This is a genomic window from Streptomyces sp. NPDC102274, from assembly GCF_044766385.1.
In the GTDB taxonomy this organism is placed as follows: domain Bacteria; phylum Actinomycetota; class Actinomycetes; order Streptomycetales; family Streptomycetaceae; genus Streptomyces.
Map to the genome: position 1 here is coordinate 186,380 of NZ_JBIWLW010000010.1, position 19,350 is coordinate 205,729.

Annotated in this window: 16 protein-coding genes and 3 pseudogenes; 7 read left to right on the plus strand and 12 right to left on the minus strand. The window is 69.7% G+C overall.

Annotated features, from left to right (window positions below; genetic code table 11):
* Positions 1–77: 77 nt before the first annotated feature.
* The 4 genes and pseudogenes from ACIRQP_RS16650 to ACIRQP_RS16665 form a co-directional block, all read right to left on the minus strand.
* Positions 78–662, minus strand: a complete 585-nt coding sequence (locus ACIRQP_RS16650) for a hypothetical protein (RefSeq protein ID WP_403889815.1) — start codon at positions 660–662, stop codon at positions 78–80.
* A gap of 102 nt (positions 663–764) precedes the next feature.
* On the minus strand, positions 765–1,670 hold the full coding sequence (htpX, locus tag ACIRQP_RS16655; protein ID WP_403889818.1) for a zinc metalloprotease HtpX: 906 nt from the start codon (positions 1,668–1,670) through the stop codon (positions 765–767).
* A gap of 145 nt (positions 1,671–1,815) precedes the next feature.
* Positions 1,816–2,581: pseudogene (locus ACIRQP_RS16660) on the minus strand (cellulose binding domain-containing protein).
* Positions 2,582–2,636: 55 nt separating this feature from the next.
* A pseudogene (locus ACIRQP_RS16665) lies at positions 2,637–2,888 on the minus strand (glycoside hydrolase family 5 protein); the annotation flags it as partial.
* A gap of 816 nt (positions 2,889–3,704) precedes the next feature.
* Here ACIRQP_RS16665 and ACIRQP_RS16670 point away from each other — a divergent pair.
* From ACIRQP_RS16670 to ACIRQP_RS16680, 3 genes and pseudogenes are all read left to right on the plus strand, one after another.
* Positions 3,705–5,261, plus strand: coding sequence for a M4 family metallopeptidase (locus ACIRQP_RS16670; protein WP_403890049.1), 1,557 nt, complete (start codon positions 3,705–3,707; stop codon positions 5,259–5,261).
* Positions 5,262–5,408: 147 nt separating this feature from the next.
* Positions 5,409–6,890, plus strand: coding sequence for an MFS transporter (locus ACIRQP_RS16675; RefSeq protein ID WP_403889821.1), 1,482 nt, complete (start codon positions 5,409–5,411; stop codon positions 6,888–6,890).
* Between the two features lie 47 nt (positions 6,891–6,937).
* Positions 6,938–7,153, plus strand: a pseudogene (locus tag ACIRQP_RS16680) (glutathione S-transferase family protein); the annotation flags it as partial.
* Here ACIRQP_RS16680 and ACIRQP_RS16685 read toward each other — a convergent pair.
* The 4 genes from ACIRQP_RS16685 to ACIRQP_RS16700 all read right to left on the minus strand — a co-directional run bounded on the left by ACIRQP_RS16685 (position 7,150) and on the right by ACIRQP_RS16700 (position 11,006).
* Positions 7,150–8,343, minus strand: coding sequence for an MFS transporter (locus ACIRQP_RS16685; protein WP_403889824.1), 1,194 nt, complete (start codon positions 8,341–8,343; stop codon positions 7,150–7,152). The pseudogene ACIRQP_RS16680 and the gene ACIRQP_RS16685 overlap by 4 nt on opposite strands.
* A gap of 181 nt (positions 8,344–8,524) precedes the next feature.
* On the minus strand, positions 8,525–9,481 hold the full coding sequence (locus ACIRQP_RS16690; RefSeq protein ID WP_403889827.1) for a hypothetical protein: 957 nt from the start codon (positions 9,479–9,481) through the stop codon (positions 8,525–8,527).
* Positions 9,482–9,656: 175 nt separating this feature from the next.
* Complete coding sequence (locus ACIRQP_RS16695) at positions 9,657–10,379, minus strand: hypothetical protein (RefSeq protein WP_403889830.1); 723 nt, start codon at positions 10,377–10,379, stop codon at positions 9,657–9,659.
* A gap of 3 nt (positions 10,380–10,382) precedes the next feature.
* Complete coding sequence (locus ACIRQP_RS16700; RefSeq protein ID WP_403889833.1) at positions 10,383–11,006, minus strand: RNA polymerase sigma factor; 624 nt, start codon at positions 11,004–11,006, stop codon at positions 10,383–10,385.
* Positions 11,007–11,327: 321 nt separating this feature from the next.
* Between ACIRQP_RS16700 and ACIRQP_RS16705 the strand changes: the two genes are divergently transcribed.
* On the plus strand, positions 11,328–12,137 hold the full coding sequence (locus tag ACIRQP_RS16705) for an SAM-dependent methyltransferase (RefSeq protein WP_403890052.1): 810 nt from the start codon (positions 11,328–11,330) through the stop codon (positions 12,135–12,137).
* Between the two features lie 102 nt (positions 12,138–12,239).
* Here ACIRQP_RS16705 and ACIRQP_RS16710 read toward each other — a convergent pair whose 3' ends face one another.
* From ACIRQP_RS16710 to ACIRQP_RS16720, 3 genes are all read right to left on the minus strand, one after another.
* Positions 12,240–13,271 (minus strand): hemolysin family protein, encoded by a 1,032-nt coding sequence (locus ACIRQP_RS16710; protein ID WP_403889836.1) that lies wholly within the window; start codon positions 13,269–13,271, stop codon positions 12,240–12,242.
* A complete protein-coding gene (locus tag ACIRQP_RS16715) occupies positions 13,268–14,602 on the minus strand; it encodes a hemolysin family protein (protein ID WP_403889839.1) in 1,335 nt (444 codons plus the stop codon). The genes ACIRQP_RS16710 and ACIRQP_RS16715 overlap by 4 nt, the downstream gene beginning before the upstream one ends.
* A gap of 187 nt (positions 14,603–14,789) precedes the next feature.
* On the minus strand, positions 14,790–16,196 hold the full coding sequence (locus tag ACIRQP_RS16720) for an LCP family protein (RefSeq protein WP_403889842.1): 1,407 nt from the start codon (positions 16,194–16,196) through the stop codon (positions 14,790–14,792).
* A 319-nt stretch (positions 16,197–16,515) separates the two neighbouring features.
* Between ACIRQP_RS16720 and ACIRQP_RS16725 the strand changes: the two genes are divergently transcribed.
* From ACIRQP_RS16725 to ACIRQP_RS16735, 3 genes are all read left to right on the plus strand, one after another.
* Positions 16,516–17,091: a TerD family protein gene (locus tag ACIRQP_RS16725; protein WP_403889845.1), complete on the plus strand. Its 576-nt coding sequence runs from the start codon at positions 16,516–16,518 to the stop codon at positions 17,089–17,091.
* A gap of 82 nt (positions 17,092–17,173) precedes the next feature.
* A complete protein-coding gene (locus ACIRQP_RS16730; protein ID WP_403889847.1) occupies positions 17,174–17,752 on the plus strand; it encodes a TerD family protein in 579 nt (192 codons plus the stop codon).
* Positions 17,753–17,848: 96 nt separating this feature from the next.
* A complete protein-coding gene (locus ACIRQP_RS16735; RefSeq protein WP_403889850.1) occupies positions 17,849–18,304 on the plus strand; it encodes a tellurite resistance TerB family protein in 456 nt (151 codons plus the stop codon).
* An 84-nt stretch (positions 18,305–18,388) separates the two neighbouring features.
* Here ACIRQP_RS16735 and ACIRQP_RS16740 read toward each other — a convergent pair whose 3' ends face one another.
* Positions 18,389–19,261: an alpha/beta fold hydrolase gene (locus ACIRQP_RS16740; protein ID WP_403889852.1), complete on the minus strand. Its 873-nt coding sequence runs from the start codon at positions 19,259–19,261 to the stop codon at positions 18,389–18,391.
* Positions 19,262–19,350 lie beyond the last annotated feature (89 nt).

Below are 19,350 nucleotides of genomic sequence, written 5' to 3' on the forward strand. Positions count from 1 at the left end.
TCCGGGAAGCCGCTCGGGAATTCGCGCAGCACCCGCCATGCCGTCATCCTGCCGTCCACCACTGACAACGGGCCCGGTCAGAGTCCCGGCGCACCCCAGACGGGGAACCAGCGCGCGAGATCGGGCTCGATCCGCAGATCGTCCCCGAGCACCGCTCTGACCTGGAGTTCCCGCTGATTGTCGCGCTTCTCGGCGGTGCCCGGCAGGGGCGCGAAGGGGTAGAAACTGCCCCGCTTGTAGAGATAGACGAGAGCGAGGGGCCGCTGTTCGGTGTCCCGGAAACTGAGCAGTGAGCAGAGCAGCTGCGGACCGAAGCCGCCCTCCTGGAGCAGGGTGTTCACCGCGTGCAGATCGTTCACCAGGGTGGCCGTGTCCTCCGGCGCCCGTCGCGCGAGCAGCCAGGTGTAGCCGTACGAGTCCTGGCTGAACTCCACCGGGCGGCCGTCCTGGCCGGTGTCCGCGTCGAGCAGCTCCCGCACGTCCTGTCGGATCCGGGCGAAGCCGCCGCCCTCGACACCCGCGAAACAGACCGAGCCGAGGCCGGTGGGGGCATATCCGGCCCCGGCCTGGAGAGTGAGCGCGGCGGACGGGAGGGCGAAGAGCTGGTCGAGATCGGGGCTGACCGGTTTGCTCCGGCCGAGGATGGCGTCGAGAAGGCCCACGGGACCAGCTCCTCACAGTGACGGTGACGGGGACGATCGGGCGTGATCACGCGATCACGGGACCACGTACTTACGGGACCACGTGCTTACGGCGGGGCCCGACTACGGGCGGGCGAGCTCGGCGGAGATACGGGCGAGCTGGTCCAGCCGCTGTTCCAGCGTCGGGTGCGAGGCGAGCAGCCGCCCCAGGCTCTCCTTCGAGGCGAACGCGGGCACGAAGTAGAAGGCGTTGTACGGCTCCGCCTTGCGCAGGTCCTCCGTCGGGATCCGCGCCATCTGGCCGCTCACCTTGGTCAGCGCCGAGGCGAGCGCCGAGGGCCGGCCGGTGAGCAGCGCGGCCGTTCGGTCGGCGGAGAGCTCACGGTAGCGGGAGAGCAGCCGGGTCAGCAGGAAGCCGATGACATACACCACCGCGCTGACCAGCGGAATCAGCAGGATCGCGAGCCCGGCTGGGCCGGCGTTCCTGGCGCTCCTGGACAGCCCGCTGTAGAGCGCGATCCGGGTGATCAGACCCGCGAGCACGCCCAGGAACGAGGCGATGGTCATCACGGCGACATCGCGGTGCGCGACATGCGACATCTCGTGGGCGAGGACGCCCTCCAGTTCCTCCGGCTCCAGCCTGCGGAGCAGGCCGGTGGTGGCACAGACCAGTGCGCTTCGTTCGCTCCGGCCGGTGGCGAAGGCGTTCGGTATGTCACTCCTCGCGATCGCCACCTTGGGTTTCGGCATGTCGGCCAGCGCGCAGATCCGGTCGACGGCGCCGTGCAGCTCGGGTGCCTGCTCGGGGGTGACCTCACGCGCGCCCATGCCGAAGGCCGCGATCTTGTCGCTGAACCAGAACTGCGCGATGAACAGCACTCCGACGACGATCAGGATGACCGGCCAGAACTTTCCCAGCACGGCCAGCAGCACACCGACCAGGACCACGTACAGCAGGCCGATCAGGAACATGGTGGTCACCATGCGGGTGGTCAGACCGCGGTCCTGGGTGTAGCGGGTCTGTGTCATCGCTTGCCTCCACTAGTGCTTTCTTATGTCATTTTCCTCCTTTCCTGGCGAAACGGAATAAGTGGAAGATATGGAAGACATGGGACCGGCTCCCCGTAGGGTTCCCGCCGGTCCCACGCCTGGCTCCCGCCGTTGGCCGCGGCGGCTACAGCGCCGGGTTCGCGTTCTTCAGCGGCTCCTGGGACTGCGCGGAGAACCAGTCACCGGACAGCGGCGCGTTCGGCAGCGCGCCGGACATGTTGTTGTTGTTCCGGGGGTTGCCCCCGTACGTCGGGTCGCACATCCGGTCGAAGCCCTTGCCCTGGTCGTTCGGGATCTCCCTGCTCGCGCCGTCCGACTCGCCCGGGGGCTTCATCCACACGTACGCGTCGATCCCGGCGGCGGGCGCCGCCTTCGGCCGCCGCCGGGCTCGGCGGCGGCCTTCGCGGACCACTCCGGGTTCACGTACACCCCGGCGTTCGCGTACGGGTTGTCGACCTTGGAGCCGGTGAGCGGGTCGGTGGGCGGGTCGGTCGGCGGATCCGTCGGACCGCCGTCACCCGGTGAGTTGCAGGTGACACCGTTGAGCTTGAAGGCGGCCGGAACCGCGTTGGACCCGGTGGCCGAGGCGTTGAAGCCGAAGGACGCCGAGGCGCCGCTCGCCAGCGCGCCGTTCCACGCCACATTGGCGGCGGAGACGGCCGTACCGCTCCGGGCGATCGTGGAGTTCCAGCCCTGCGTCACCTTCTGGTTACCGGCGAAGCTCCACTCCAGCTCCGGAGCTGATCGCGTCGCCGGTGTTGGTCATGCTGACATCGGCCGTGAAGCCGCCGTTCCAGGCGGTCTGGATCCGGTAGTCGACGGTGCAGCCGGCCGCGGCGGCGCCGGCGGGTGTCCAGCGCGGTCGCGGTACCGGCCGGGGCGGCGACCAGCGCGAACGCGGCGAGCGCCGCGCCTCGTGCACGTCGCGGAGGGGCGGGGTGCGGCTCATGAGAGTCCCTTCGGATGGTCACGGCGTCCTGCGCCGAAACTGGTGGGCGTGCCGTTGTGGTCGCTGATCGGAGCGGATCCCGAGGGGCGGTCCCAGGTGTTCCGGGTCCAGCCGGGATACGAGGCGCCATGGCTGTCGAGCCGGGCCATGACCCGGTCGACAGAGCGGTGCGAGCAGGTGTTCTCGCCGATCTCGCCCGCCACGAAGGGCACGTGGGCGGCCACCGGCGCGAGCTGTTCGTTCCGGCACCGGCGTGGGCCGGGCCCTGCGGGGCCGAGAGTGGTGCCCGCGACGGCAGGGGCCGCGGCGGAAAGAGGTGCGGTGAGGCGCGGTGGTGCTCGCATGGAGCCACTCCTCGATGGCCGATACGCCGCCTGACACGGCGTATGACTGATGGAAGCGCTCCCACTGGTTGGCTTCCGACGGTAGCGCCGCAGTCGCGTGAGTCAACAGCCCAGTTGAATTCTTTTATCCGCCAACTCGCCCGGACCTGCGTCCTGTTCAAACTCTTGACAGGTCCTCGGTTCCGCTCAGTGCTTGGGAGCGCTCCCACTGGTTCGCACCTGGAACGCCATCACGCCCGGCGCCGCCACCGATATCGCGTCGGCCCTCGGTTCGTACGCCGATCTCTTCGCGCGGCGGCGGCTTTTCGGGGTGTATGACCGATCGCTCACGGAGGGCTCCGCCGCTGCGAGGGCGTCACCTGCGGAAGGTTCGGTTGCTCTCAACTGCCTTACCAATGCGACCGATTGATGTCTGTATGCCGCACTGAATTGACAACACAAGGTCAAATCCTGGTATCGGATCTGTTCTTACGAGTCCAATCGATGTCACTCTCTGGACGGCTCAGCGCGTGGAGATCACGCGGTGGGCCTGTTCGTGGCACTCGCACAGCTCAGCACCATGGGCGGCGGTCCATCCATGGCCGCCGCTTCCCCACACAGGGCCGTTCCCGACGGCCCGGCATTCTTGGAGACTGAGTGAGACTCGTAGCTTCCACCCCCCGCACCCACACCCCCCGCAAGAACGTCGTCCGTGTCGCGGCCCTGGTCGCCTCCGCCGCCATGGTGGTCGTCGGCGTCCAGTCGGGACCGGCCGCCGCCCAGCCCGACCCCACTCGGGAGAGCGGCGCCACAGCTCTGGAGCTCAGCCCGGCCCAGCGCGTCGACGCCATCAAGTCCGCCCAGGCGGACGCCGTGAGCGAGGCCGGTGCACTCGGCCTCGGCGCCCAGGAGAAGCTGGTCGTCCGGGACGTCATCAAGGATGCCGACGGCAGCGTCCACACCCGTTACGAGCGGACCTACGCGGGTCTGCCCGTCCTCGGCGGCGACCTCGTCGTGCACCAGGCCCCGGCCGGCGCGCGCAGCGTGACCAAGGCGACCACGGCCCGAATAGCCGTGCCCACCACCGACGCCGAGCTCCCCGCGGCCACCGCGAAGTCGGGCGCGCTGAAGGCCGCTTCGGCGGAGAAGACCGCCAAGGCGGCGGCGGACACCGCGCCCCGCAAGGTGATCTGGGCCGCGACCGGCAAGCCCGTGCTGGCCTGGGAGACCGTCGTCAAGGGTGTCCAGCCCGACGGCACCCCGAGCGAACTGCACGTCGTCACCGACGCGGCCACCGGCAAGCAGCTCTTCACCGACGAGGCCATCGAGGCCGGCACCGGCACCGGCGAGTACAACGGCTCGGTGACGCTCGGCACCACCAAGAGCGGCAGCACGTACAACCTCACCGACGGCGCTCGCGGCGGCCACAAGACGTACGACCTGAACCAGGGCAGCTCGGGCACCGGCACACTCCTCACCGACGCCGACGACGTCTGGGGCGGCGGCCGGCAGACCGCCGCCGTCGACGCCCACTACGGCGCGGCCGAGACCTGGGACTTCTTCAAGAACGTGCTGGGCCGCAACGGCATCAAGAACAACGGGGTCGCCTCCTACTCCCGCGTCCACTACGGCAACAACTATGTGAACGCGTTCTGGAGCGACAGCTGCTTCTGCATGACCTACGGCGACGGCTCCGGCAACGCCAACCCGCTCACCTCGCTCGACGTGGCCGCGCACGAGATGAGCCACGGTGTCACCGCCGCCACCGCCAACCTCACCTACAGCGGTGAGTCCGGCGGTCTCAACGAGGCGACCTCCGACATCTTCGCCACCGCGGTCGAGTTCTACTCCAACACCGCGAGCGACCCGGGCGACTACCTCATCGGCGAAGAGATCGACATCAACGGTGACGGCACGCCGCTGCGCTACCAGGACAAGCCGAGCAAGGACGGCGCGTCGAAGGACTACTGGTCGTCCACCCTGGGCAACATCGACGTCCACTACTCCTCCGGCCCGGCCAACCACTTCTTCTACCTGCTGTCCGAGGGCAGCGGCGCGAAGACGGTCAATGGCGTGAGCTACAACAGCCCCACGTACGACGGCTCCAAGGTCACCGGCATCGGCCGCGACAAGGCCACGCAGATCTGGTACAAGGCGCTGACGACGTACATGACGTCCTCCACCAACTACGCGAAGGCGCGTACCGCGACGCTGAGCGCGGCGGGCGCCCTGTACGGCACGACCAGCGCCGAGTACAAGGCGGTCGGTGCCGCTTGGACCGCCATCAATGTCAAGTGACCCCCGCGGTCCGGCACAGCGCTTGATCTGAGGGGGTACGGGCCCGCGCGCGCCACGCGCGGGCCCGTACCCCGTCCGCCCGCCCCCCGTCCACCGGTCGGCGCGCTCCGGGTGAGGGATCGGGGCCCGCGAACTAGGGTGCGAATCATGGCCGGACATACAGGGCGGGGGAGTAGGCAGGACGTCGCCGTGGCGCCGGACCCTCGGCGCTGGAAGGCCCTGGCCGTATGCCTGGTCGCGGGCTTCATGACGCTCCTGGACGTCTCCATCGTCAATGTGGCCCTGCCGTCGATCCGCGAGGGGCTGCGCACCCCGGTCTCCGACCTCCAGTGGGTGCTGTCCGGCTACGCGCTCGCCTTCGGCCTCTTCCTGATCCCCGCCGGGCGGCTCGGCGACGCCCGCGGCCGGCGCGTGGTCTTCATGGTCGGGCTCGCCCTCTTCACCCTGGCCTCCGCGGCCTGCGGAGCCGCCCAGACCAGTCTCTGGCTGGTGATCGCCCGGCTGCTGCAGGGCTTCGCCGGAGGCGCCGTCACCCCACAGATCTCCGCGCTGATCCAGCAGATGTTCGCCGGCCGTGAGCGGGGCCGCGCCTTCGGCATGTTCGGAGTGGTGGTCGGCCTCTCGACGGCCGTGGGACCGCTGCTGGGCGGTCTGATTATCCAGGCGGCGGGCGAGCAGGACGGCTGGCGCTGGGTCTTCTACGTCAATCTGCCGCTGGGTGTCATCTGTCTGCTGCTGGCCCGGCGACTGCTGCCGGACACGCCGTCGGCCGCTCCGGTACGGCCGCGCGATCTCGACCCCGTCGGGGTACTGCTGCTCGGCGTCGGCCTCCTGGCACTGCTGCTCCCGTTCGTCCAGTCGCAGGAGTGGCACGGCGGGGAGAAGTGGCTGCTGCTGATCGCCGCCGCCGCGCTGCTGGCCGGGTTCCTGAAATGGGAGTCCCGGTGCCGGCCGGGCGGCACTCAGCCGGTGCTGGACCTGCGGCTCTTCCGTGTCCACTCCTACCGGCTGGGGTGTCTGCTGATCCTGCTGTACTTCGCCGGGTTCACCACGATCTTCTTCATCACCACCCTCTATCTCCAGAGCGGACTGCACTACTCCGCCCTGGAGGCCGGACTGGCCATCACCCCCTTCGCGGTGGGCTCCGGCGTGGCGGCGGGCATCGGCGGACGGCTGGTCAACCGGTTCGGGAGGCCGCTGGTCGTGGGCGGGCTGATCATGGTGACGGTCGGCCTGGCGGCCACCGCGTTCGCCGTACACCTGGTGCCGGGACGCGGCGCGGGCTGGGCGATGGCGGCGCCGCTCCTGGTGGCCGGCCTCGGCAGCGGGCTCGTCATCACGCCGAACCAGACCCTGACCCTCTCCGAGGTGCCGGTGCCCATGGCGGGCAGCGCCGGCGGCACGCTCCAGACCGGTCAGCGGGTGGGATCCGCGGTCGGTATCGCCGCCGTGGGATCGGTCTTCTTCGCCCAGGTGGAACGGAACGGCTGGGCGACCGCGTTCGACCACGGGCTGATCGTCTCGGTGGCGTTCGTGGTCGCGGCGTTGCTGGTCGCCATCGCCGATGTGGCCACGACGCACCGGGACAGAAAGCGGGGTACGGGACCGGAGCGGCCCTTCACCCGCTGAGCGTCCTCACCGTCCCGACCGTCCCCACCGCCGAAAGGAGAACGGCGATGAGCGGCACTCCGACGCGGAGCACCACGGAGTCACGGAGCAACACGGAGTACGGAAAGAAGCCCTTCACCCGTTCGAGGAGCCATTTCACCGAGCGGATCGCCGAGCGGATCACCGCCGACGGCGGGGACGGCCGGCCCGTCGAGGCCGGCCGCTACCGGCTCGTGGTCAGCCCCGCCCGCCCCGGGGCGAGCCGGGCCCTGATCTCCCGTCAGCCCTCCGCCGGGGGCCGGCGCAGCAGATACAGTGCGACGCACGCCACCAGCACCACCACACACGCCGTGAACGTCAGCCCGGCGCCCTTCAGCCCCAGTTCGAGCGTCAGCGCGCCGACGCCGACGACGGGCAGCGAGATCCCCGTGTAGGCGGCGACGAACAGGGCGGAGACCGTACCGCCCCGGTGCTCGGGCGGCGCCGCGCCGCTGACGGCGGTCATCGCCGCGCGGAAGGCCATCCCCTGGCCCAGACCACCCAGGACGGCGCCCATGACGAGCAGCGCCGGCGACTCCACCGCCAGCGACGTGCCGACCAGCACCAGACCGGCCACCAGCACCAGACAGCCGCCCGGCAGTGCCCGGCGTACCCCCAGACGCCCCATCAGCGACTGGCCGATGGTGGAGGCGAGAAAGACGGAGAAGACGACCGCTCCCGAGACGGCCAAGTTATCGACGTGCAGGGTCTGGGACACAAAGGACGGCGCCACCGCGGTGAACAGACCCAGCAGGGCGAAGCCCGCGAACGCGGCGAGCGCCGACGGCGCGAACACCCCACGCACCTCGGGCGGCACCACCAGCCCCTGCGGCCGCAGCCGGGGCCGCCGCTTCGGATGCGCGACGGTCTCCCGCAGAAACCAGGTCAGTACGCAAGCCACGGCCACCAGCCCGAGATGGACGAGGAAGGGCAGACGCAGCGGCCACGGCGCGTACTGCGCGAGCAGCCCGGCCAGCAGCGGGCCGCAGCCCAGGCCGCCCATGTTCGCGGCGGTGGCGGCCAGCCCCGCCTGCGCCTCCTTACCGGGCGGGGCGAGCTCCAGCACGGTGACGGTGGCGGCGCCGCTGAGCAGTCCGGCGGAGAAGCCCGACAGCAGCCGGCCGGTGAACAGCAGCGGAAGTCCCCCCTCGAACAGGAAGCAGAGCGCGCTCGCGGCGGCCAGCGCCAGCGCCACCAGCAGCACCGGCCGTCGGCCCACCTGGTCGGAGAGGTCGCCCGCCAGCACCAGTACGGCGATCACCCCGAGGGCGTAGACCGCGAACACGATCGTCACCATCAGCTCGGAGAAGCCGAGCTGTTCGCGGTAGAGCCCGTACAGCGGGGTGGGCAGCGTCGTACCGGCCATGCCGATGGCGAACACCCCGGTGGCCACCGGATAGCCGAGGCGTCGCCTTCCGTGAGCGCGATCCGTCATACCAGCCCCGTCCTTCGAACCCGTCCTGCGAGCCCCGCCCCGCGAGCGCTGTCGGCCCGGTCCTCCGGGTCCCTACGTGCGGCACGGACGCCGCGCCCGGAACCGCCGCGACGAGGCGCGGCCGGCCGCGGGCGTGGCGTCACGGCGTCAAGGCGTCGCGGCGTCGCGGCGTCAGGGGGGATCAGCTGTCGTTGGCCGTACCGGCCGTTCTCTGGCGGCGCATCAGGACCGCACCGCCGACAAGCGCGGCGAGCACGGCGCAGGCCATCGCCGTCACCTTCGCCCAGACGAACGACTCGCCCAGGCTGCTCTCCAGCAGATCGACACCGCCCGCGCCCGACATCGAGTGGGCGGCGATGATCCCGACCGCCGTCGCCGCGCTCGCCGCCCAGATCCTGGTCGTGTCCTGTACGGCCAGCCAGAGGCCGAGCACCAGACAGAGGACCGTGATGGCGAGGGAGAGCACATCCGCGAAGCCGCCGGAACGCAGCTGGACGAAGTCCGTCGGCAGGTGGATCATGCCGCACGCGAACAGCACGGCCGCCGCGGGCAAGCGCAGCGACGAACGCAGGGCGGGGGAGGCGGCGCGGGTCCCCGGCCTGGTACCGGCCAGGGCCGCGAGACCCGCGGCGAGCCCGGGTCCCTCGGTCCTCGGCCTCGCCGGGATCGCGGGAGCGACCGGGGCGACGGGAGCGACCGGGGCGGTGGGGGCTACCAGGGCGGCTTGTTCGGGGGCGCGTTCGGCGTCCGGGCCGAACATGTCGAGCTGTTCCGCTTCGCCGCGCGCCTCTCCGAAGCCGACCGGGGCGGGAACGGCGCGTTCCTCGGTGCCGAGAATGGACACGAGCTGTGCCACATCCTCGATCGACCTGCCGATGGCCGCGGCGCGCAGCGTCGTGTCGGCCTCGTCGACGTCGTGCGGGGGCTCGTTCAGCAGGGCGACCAGTTGCCGTACCTCGTCGAGGGGACGGGTGACGGCCGCGGCGCGCAGTGCTTCGTCCCCGGGGTTGGGGACCTCTCCGGTCCGCTTCAGCAGGCTCACCAGCGCGGCGACCTCGTCCAGGGGCCGCGCGGTCGCCGCCGTCCAGAGCAGGGTCCGTATCGGCGCGACGTCGGAGGGCGTGGGGTCAAGAGACATGGCGCTGCTCCCTTTACCGAACTCCACGGGCGGCACTCTCACCGTGAAGGGCCACCGTGCGCCAGAGGGGCGCACGCTTGGATACATCAAATGCCCGTGTCGGACTTTTGTGCCATCCAGGACCGGCATAAGAGGTGACGCGCCGAATCGCCGGGGGCTCCGCGCCGGACAGGGCCTAACCGGTAGGACGGCCGCCGGTGTCCTTGGTGAGGTCGGCGGTCAGGGAGGGGCCGGGCTGGGGGACCTCACCGAAGTCCTCGTCGGCGCTGTCGACGCGGAGCCGGTTGATCACGGCCTCCAGCGCGGCGGGCAGGGTGGGGTGACGGCCGTGGTGGCACTGGCTGAGCAGATCGTGCCGGACCGTCTCGGGGAGCAGCGAGGAGAGCGCCGGCGGCGCCCCGGGCCGTCCCGAGCCGGGCAGATGGCGGGACTGGCCGCGCCAGTACGCCGCGTCCTTGAACTCGGCCCGCTGCTGATGGGCGAGGAAGAGACAGAAGGCCGCGGTGCGATTGCCACCGCCGGCGGCGAACTGCCACCAGAATTGGGCCGCGTCACGGTGCCCGGTCAGATACAGGAGCGCGGCGAAGACGACGGCGCCCTCGGGATCGATACGGTCATGGTCCACCAGCCGGGCCAGACTGGCCGCGGCCTCGGGCGCGTTCAGGACGAGGGCGACGGCGAGGCTGAGGTCATGGGCGGCCTGCTCATGGGCCGAGGGGTAACGACGCGGCGCCGCGGCCGGGTTCGTACGGCACGCCGCCCGCCGCACCGTCCGCCGCGCCCCGGCCCGGCCCCGCGCCGCGCCGGTGTCGTAGTCGTCATAGGTGTCGGCGAGGACTTCCGCGTCCTCCAGCAGCGCGTCGATCGGTCCGGGGTCCGGTTCGCCGGCATGGCGCACGGTCTACTCCTCCGTCTCGGTCGCTCGTACGTCGAGGTCCTTGGCCAGTCGTCGGCGGGCGTGCCGTACATGGGACCGTACGGTGGCGACTTCGATGCCCATGTACTCGGCGACCTCCTCGTCCGGGACCTGGAGGGCGTAGCGCAGCACGACCACGTCGTACTGCCGCTCGGGAAGCCGGGAGATGGCCCTGTAGAGCGTTATCTCCCGTTGCAGTACGTCGAATTGATCGTGCTTCTCGTGGTTGAGGAGCTTGCGGACCGCGGCGTGGAAGGCGCCGGTGTCGACCAACGCCGGTTCCGTGGCGTGGTCGTCCAGCCACCATGCCACCTCCTCCTTGAGGAGCGCCCACGCGTATCGCGCCACGGATTCCTGCGCCAGCACATGAGGCCAGTGCTCCAGGAGCCGGGCGCAGGTGGCGTCGACCACCGTCTCGGCGGCGGCCCGACTGCCCACCTGTGTATGGGCGTAGCGCAGCCACAGCGTGTGGTGGCGCGCGTCGAACGCGTCGAAGGTCAGCGCCAGCCGGTGGACCGTCCCGTCCGGGGAGACCGGAAGGCCGCGGTCTCCCATGTCCTGGGCGCCGGGGGAGACGCGGACCACCGGACGTTCCGAATCGACGTGCACGCATGCCCCGTTCGCTGGACACCGCGCCGCTCCACGGCGGAGGGCGTCGGTGTGAGAGGTGTGCCTCTCTTCACCTGTCAGCCAACCGGATGAGTGCCCTCTATGTGCGGGACACACCCGGGGTTTTCTCGCGGACAGGCATCATATGATTATTAGGCCGTAGGGAGGGCGGTGTTTCCGGAATTGCTCGGCCTCCCTGTGTGCTGTCTCTCCCCATGTGGCCTGCCTGCGAGGAGAGTTGGGCCATCTCGTACGGTTGTCCGCATGCGTCGGTGGGAAGTCACCGACTGTTATCCGGCGATGAGGACGGGGGTCGCGCTGATGGGCGACAACGGTGCGGTGGATCTTGAACTGGACCGGGCGCATTCCGCCCGTATGTATGACTACTATCTGGGCGGGACGACCAACTTCCCCGCGGATCGCGAGGCCGCCGCGAGGGCCATTTCCGCCTTCCCCTCCATTCTCTCCACCGCCCGGATCAACCGGCGCTTCATGCACCGCTCCGTCCGCTTCCTCGCGCGGCGGGGCATGCGGCAGTTCCTCGACATCGGCACCGGAATCCCCACCTCCCCGAACGTCCACGAGGTCGCCCAGCGGGAGGTCCCGGAGGCACACGTCGTCTACACGGACAACGATCCGATCGTGCTGGCCCACGCCCGCGCGCTGCTGCACAGCCACCCCGCGGGGCGCACCGCGTACGCGGAGGCCGATGTCACCGCCCCCGAAGCCCTGTTGGCCGCCGAGGAGATACGCTCGACGCTCGACTTCACCCGTCCCATCGCGCTCAGCCTCAACGCGCTGCTGCACTTCGTCACCGACGAGCACGACGCCCATGACATCGTCGAACGCCTCAAGTCGGCGCTGCCGTCCGGCTCCACGCTCGCCATCGCACATGTCACCACCGAGTTCGACCCCGAGGGCATCGCGCGGCTCACCGCCGCCTACCGCGCCGCGGGCACGCCGGGACAGGCGCGCACCCGCGAGGAGATCGCCCGTTTCTTCGCCGGCTGGCAGCTCCTCGATCCGGGGATAACGCCCTCGCACGAGTGGCGCCCCGACCCCGGCGAGCAGAGTGGGAACGTCAGCAACAAGGAAGCCGCCTGCTTCGTCGGGGTGGCGCGCAAACCCTGACCGCCACCCGGCGCCGAAGCCGAAGCTGATACGGACATGGAGACGGACAGAACAAGCGGCCGGTACCCGGGGCGGGGCACCGGCCGCTCTTCCACCGCGCGGCTACGCGGCGGTCGGTGAGCCGGCCGCCGGGCCGACCAGTTCCTCCAGGACGTCTTCCATGGTGACGAAGCCGATGACGGTCCCCTTGTCGCCGCTGACCGCGGCGAGGTGCGTACCGGCGGCGCGCATGGCCGTCATGGTGTCGTCGAGCGGGGTGTCGATCTCGACCCTGATCACCGTGTGCAGCGCACTGCGCGGGAAGGGCCGGGTCCGCTCGCCCGCACCGAGGGCGTCCTTGATGTGCAGATAGCCGAGGATCGTGTTGTCGGGTCCGGTGACCGGCAGCCGCGAGAACCCGGAGGACGCCGCGGCGCGCTCCAGCTGCCGCGGGGTGACCTGATGGTCGACGGTGATCGTCCGGTTGAGCGGGACCATCACCTCACCCACCGGACGGGTGCCAAGCTCCAGGGCGTCGCGCAGCCGCTCGCCGTCCGCGGGGTCCAGCAGTCCCGCCTCGCTGGAGTCCTTGACCAGACGGGCGAGTTCGTCGTCGGTGAAGACCGACGCGACCTCGTCCTTGGGCTCGACCTTCAGCAGCCGCAGGATGCCATTGGCGAACGCGTTGATCCCGAAGATCACCGGGCGCAGCGCCCGGGTCAGCCCGATCAGGACGGGCCCCAGCGCGAGCGCGGTCGGAGCCGGCGCGGCCAGCGCGATGTTCTTGGGCACCATCTCGCCGATCAGCATGTGCAGATACGTCGCCAGGGCCAGCGCGATCACGAACGCGATCGGATGGATCAGCGCCCCCGGCACACCGATCGCCTCGAACGGCGGCTCCAGCAGATGGGCGATCGCCGGTTCGGCGACGGCGCCCAGCACCAGCGAGGAGATGGTGATACCCAGTTGAGCCGTGGCCATGGCCGCGGACAGATGCTCCAGGCCCCACAGGGTGGTCTTGGCCCGACGGCTGCCCTTGATCGCCTGGGGCTCGATCTGGCTGCGCCGTACGGAGATCAGGGCGAACTCGGCGCCGACGAAGAACGCGTTGGTGAACAGGGTGAACACGCCGATGGCGAGCTGGAGGCCGGTCATCGGTTCTCCTCCGCGAACTGGGTGGCCGGTGCGGGCGCGGTGATACTGACCCGGTCCGCCCGGTGGTGCGCGATCCGCAGGACCGCGAACCGCCAGCCCTCGACCTCCAGCGTGTCGGTCAGGACGGGCAGCCGCTCCAGCCGGGTCGCGAGCAGCCCGGCGAGCGTCTCGTACGGCCCCTCCGGCGCGCCGAAGCCGATCTCCGCGAGCTGGTCGAGACGGACACTGCCGTCCGCCTCCCATACGCGGCGGCCGTCGGCGGCCGGCCGGCCCGGCGCCAGGTCGGGGGTCTCGTCCGGGTCGTGCTCGTCACGCACCTCGCCGACGACCTCCTCGACGATGTCCTCGACGGTGGCGACGCCCGCGGTGCCGCCGTACTCGTCTATGACCACGGCCATGGTCCGCGACTCGCGCAGGCGCCGCAGCAGCCGGTCCACCGGAAGGGAGTCCGGGACGAGCAGCGGGCCGGTGGCCAGCGCGGTCACGAAGGTGTGGTCGCGCCTGCTCTCGTCCAGGGCGAGGACATCGCGGATATGGATGGTGCCGATCACCTCGTCGAGGCTGTCACGGTAGACCGGGAACCGGGACAGGCCGGTCGCCAGTGTCAGATTCGCCGCGTCCGTGGCCGTGGCATGGGCCTCCAGGGCCCGTACGTCCACGCGCGGCGTCATCACGTTCTCCGCGGTCAGGTCGGCCAGATGCAGGGTCCGTACGAACAGCTCGGCGGAGTCCGCCTCTATGGCGCCCTCCCGAGCCGAGTGCCGCGCCAGGGCGACCAGCTCCTCGGGGGTACGGGCGGAGGCCAGCTCTTCGGCCGGCTCCAGCCCGAAGCGGCGTACCAGACGGTTCGCCGTGTTGTTGAGATGCCTGATCAGCGGAGTGAAGGCGGCGGTGAAGCCGCGCTGCGGCCCCGCCACGACCTTGGCGACCGCGAGCGGGCTGGAGATGGCCCAGTTCTTGGGGACCAGCTCGCCGATGACCATCAGTACGACGGTGGACATGGCTACACCCAGCACGGTGGCGACGGTGGACACCGCGCCCGCCGGCAGACCGGTCGCCTCCAGCGGGCCGCGCAGGAGCACGGCCAGGGACGGCTCCGCGAGCATGCCGATGACCAGCGAGGTCACCGTGATGCCGAGCTGCGCGCCGGAGAGCTGGAAGGTCAGCCGCTTGGCCGCCGCCAGCGCGCTCGCGGCGCCACGCTCACCAGCGGCGGCGGCACGTTCCAGCTCGCCGCGCTCGATGGTGGTCAGGGAGAACTCGGCCGCGACGAACACCGCACAGGCGAATGTGAGCACGAGGGCGAGGAGCAACAGAAGTACTTCGGTCACCGTGCCACCTCCGGTCCATCGCTCGACGGGACGGGGACGGCACGGCTCGTACTGGGAGGCTCACCCATTGCGGGACCGCAGCTCCTTCTGGTCAGGTGGTAATGGACGGGGTGGGCACCCCGTCCAGCAATAGTAAAGGATTCGCAAAGCGGCGCAATGTCGCGTCCGGCACACGACATAGCTCGGATCATCGGACGGCGTCGAAGTCCTTGCCGACGGTGAGTGTCACCACTCCCGGGGCGGCTCCCGCGTCCTGCCGGGCGACGCTGCCCGGCAGCCGTGAGGCCAGCACCTCGGCCGGTTCCGCCTGGTCCTGCGGATAGCCGACCGTGGTCTGCTTCGTGTCCTCGGGCGCGTTGTCGACACCGGCGATCGTGAATCCCGCCGACCGCAGCGTCTCCGCGACCTCCGCGGCCCGCCCCGTCGTACCCGAGCCGTTGAGGACCTGGACCCGCACCGTATGGGCGTAGACCGGGTTCTTCGCATCGGCTTCCAGCTTCTCCTTGTCGACCTCGCTGTCCTTCGCCAGGGAGGCGAACAACTCCGCCGCCTGCGGGTACTGCCAGACGACATTCGCCTTGTCGGTCGGCGTATCGGCCTCCCGCGCGTAGTTCGGCACCGTCAGGAACGTCAGCCGGTCGGTGGGGATTCCCTTGACCTCGGACGCGAGACCGGAGAGGGGCTTGATGCCCGCCAGCGCCTTGTCGGTGGTCAGCGACTTGGTCGCCGAGTCCAGGAACCCGTACAGCGCGTTCGGGCTGGTCAGTTTCTCCTGGGCCTTCGCCGCCAGGGCCTCCATGAACTCCTGCTGCCGGCCGATGCGCCCCAGATCGGAGCCGTCCCCGACGCTGTAGCGCGTACGGACATACCCGAGGGCCTCCTCGTCCCTGACCGTCTGGCATCCGGCGTCCAGGTCGAGATGGGCCTTCGTGTCGTGGATCGCGGTCTCGGGGCAGACCTCGATGCCGTCCAGCGCGTTCACCATGCCCTTGAAGCCCTGGAAGTCGACGGACATGAAGTGATCCATGCGCAAGCCGGTGTTCTCTTCCACTGTCCGGATGGTGCAGGCGGCGGCGCCGGACACCTCGCCGGTCGTGCCGCCGATGGCGAACGCCTCATTGATCTTGAATTTGTGCGGCGCGGACTTGCTGCCGTCCCCCTTGTCGCAGGACGGTATGTTCACCCACGAGTCACGGGGGAGCGAGACGACCGTGGCCCACTTACGGTCGGCGGACACATGCAGGACCATCAGTGTGTCCGACTGCATGGTGGTCAGGCCCTCGCCGTACTTCGCGTTGTCACCGCCCCGTGAGTCGGACCCCACCACGAGGATGTTCTTGGACCCCGGGCTCAGATTGACCGGCCGGTCGCCGCCGATCTTGTTGTCCACGTCGGCGGAGTGGATATTGCCGTTGAGGTCCTGATAGACCCACGCCGCCGCACCGGACACCCCGATGAGTACCAGGGCCAGTGTCCCGCCCGACCACACGGCTATTCGGCCCCGCCGGGTCAGTCGGGTCCGGCCCGCCCTCCGGCCGCCGCGGTGACCCCCGCCCGCCGAGCGGCCCCGCCGCCCGCTGGATTCCCTGCCCACGCTGATCCTCCGTGCCCGTTACCGGCCGTCGTTCTCCGGACAGGCCGGTCATCGCCCCGTGCGACGGTTGCACTCTACTTTCTCTACAACGCTGTAGAGAGGAGTGGGTGTTCGGACGCAGGCCGCCGAGCCGGCGCGGCCCGCACCTGGGCCTACGGGGCGTCTGGTCGCTGTCGTCCTCGTGTCCGATCACGAAATGGCCTCCTCCCTGCCCACAGCCAACTTCTACAGTGTTGTAGATTTACGGTATGCCACACGGTACCGCGTCACGCCGGAACGTCCGACGTGCCCGGTTCCGGGACGGAAGAAGGGAAGCAATATGGGTGTGAGCCTCGCCAAGGGCGGCAATGTTTCGCTGAGCAAGGAGGCTCCCGGTCTGACCGCCGTTCTGGTCGGCCTCGGCTGGGATGTACGGACCACCACCGGCGCCGATCACGATCTGGATGCCAGCGCCCTGCTGGTCGACGGCTCCGGCAAGGTCGCCTCCGATCGGCACTTCGTCTTCTACAACAACCTGACCAGCCCGGACGGTTCGGTCGAACACACCGGGGACAACCTCACCGGTGAGGGCGAGGGCGACGACGAGACGGTCAAGGTCGATCTGGCCGCCGTGCCCGCCGACTTCACCAAGATCGTTTTCCCGGTGTCGATCCATGACGCGGAGTCCCGCGGCCAGTCGTTCGGGCAGGTACGCAACGCGTATATCCGGGTGGTCAACCAGGCGGGCGGCGCCGAGCTGGCGCGCTACGACCTGAGCGAGGACGCCTCGACCGAGACCGCGATGATCTTCGGTGAGCTGTACCGCAACGGCGCCGAGTGGAAGTTCCGCGCCATCGGCCAGGGGTACGCCTCCGGTCTCGCCGGCATCGCCTCCGACTACGGCGTCAACGTCTGACCTCCGTCCTCTATATCCGCGCAGCGGGTATCCCGGTACCCGACCCGCGCGTCCGACCCCCCCACGCCCCCAGGAGCGAACGATGAGCGTCAACCTTGCCAAGGGCCAGCAGATCAGCCTGACCAAGTCCGGCGGAGGTGAACTCACGGTCGTCCGTATGGGCCTGGGCTGGCAGGCGGCCCGCAAGGGCTTCTTCGCCCGTATGACCGCCCGCGAGATCGACCTGGACGCCTCGGCGCTGCTCTTCGCCGGGAAGGACGCCGTTGATGTCGTCTTCTTCCAGCATCTGATCAGCGACGACGGTTCGGTGCGGCACACCGGCGACAACCGGGTCGGCGGCGCGGGGCAGGGCGGTGACGACGAGTCGATCGTCGTGGACCTCCAGCGCGTCCCCGTCCATGTCGACCAGATCGTCTTCACCGTCAACTCCTTCACCGGCCAGACCTTCGAAGAGGTCGAGAACGCCTTCTGCCGGCTGGTCGACGAGACAAACGGTCAGGAACTGGCGCGTTATACACTCACCGGCGGCGGCAAACACACCGCGCAGATCATGGCCAAGGTGTACCGCTCCGACGGTGGCTGGCAGATGTCCGCCATCGGCACCCCCGCCGAGGGACGGACGTTCCAGGACCTCATGCCGGCCGTCGTCCCTCACCTCTAGGTCCTGTCCGGCTCTAGGTCCTGTCCGGCCGCTGCGGCTCGGACGTCCCGTCCGGCATCCATCCACCCACTCCACCCATTTTCCAGGAGACTCCACGTGGCCCTGTGGGATCGCATCAAGGATTCCGCCGCGTCGATGCAGACGCAGCTGAACGCGAAGAAGAACGACCTCAAGAGCGGCGCCTTCCGTGACGCCAGCATGGCGATGTGCGCCCTGGTCGCGGCGGCCGACGGCTCCATCGACCCGTCCGAGCGCCAGCGCGTCGCCTCGCTGATCATGACCAACGACGTACTGCAGAACTTCCCCGCGAACGATCTCCAGACGCGCTTCAACGACTACTGCCAGAAACTGACCCTCGACTTCGACTTCGGCAAGGTCGGTGTCCTGCAGACCATCGGCAAGGTCGCCAAGAAGCCCACCGAGGCCCGCGCGGTCATCCAGATCGGCATCGTCATCGGCGGCGCGGACGGCGACTTCGACGAGAGCGAGCGCGCGGTCGTCCGCGAGGCCTGCTTCGCGGTCGGCATCGCGCCGAGCGAGTTCGACCTCTGACGGTTCTGACAGTCATGAGCCGGGGCGTGCTGTTTCAAGTACGGCACGCCCCTCAGGCGCTCTCGCGGTCACGCGCTCTCGTGGTCAGGTGCGGGAGAGCGTGCGGTCCAGGAAGTCCGTCATCAGCTCGGCGACCGCCGTGAGCTCGCTCTCCAGGAGGAAGTGGCCTCCGTCGAGGAGACGCACCTCCGCGTCGGGGAGATCACGCGTGAACGCCCGCGCCCCGTCGGGACCGAAGATCTCGTCATTGCGGCCCCAGACGGCGAGCAGCGGAACCTGTGACGTACGGAAGTACTCCTGCACCGCGGGATACTGGGCGACATTCGTCGGGTACTCCTGGAACAGCTTCAGCTGGACGTCCAGATTTCCCGGACGGCTGACGAGCATGTGGTCGTGGATCCATGTGTCGGGGCTGACCACACTCGGGTCCGGTACGCCGTGTGTGTACTGCCACTTGATGCTCTCCAGGCTCAGCGCTCCCCGCAGCGGCGCCGCTCTCTCCTCGGTCGGATCGGCCGCGTACTCCCAGAGCGGCTTCCAGAACGAGTCGACGAATCCCTCCGTGTAGGCGTTGCCGTTCTGCGTGACGATCGCGCGGACCCGCGACGCGTGACGAAGCGCCAGCCGCCATCCGACGGGCGCGCCGTAGTCCTGGACGTACAGGGCGAACCGCTGGATTCCCGCCGCGTGGAGGAACCCCTCCACGGCATCGGTCAGCGAGTCGAAGGTGTAGTCGAACTCCGCCACTGGCGGCGCGTCGGAGTAGCCGAACCCCAGCAGATCAGGCGCGACCACGTGATAGCGGTCCGCCAGGAGCGGGATGAGCTCGCGGAACATGAAGGAACTCGCGGGTGTCCCGTGGAGGAGCACCACGGAGGGTGCGGCCGGGTCTCCGGCCTCGCGGTAGAAGACTGTACGGCCGCCCACACTCAGGGTGCGGTGATGCACGACGTTCATGATCTGACTTCTCCATCACTGCTCGGTCGGGGTGCTCCAGCGGTCGATCCGCTCCTGGAAGACGACGCTGCCAGAGAATGGCCGACTCG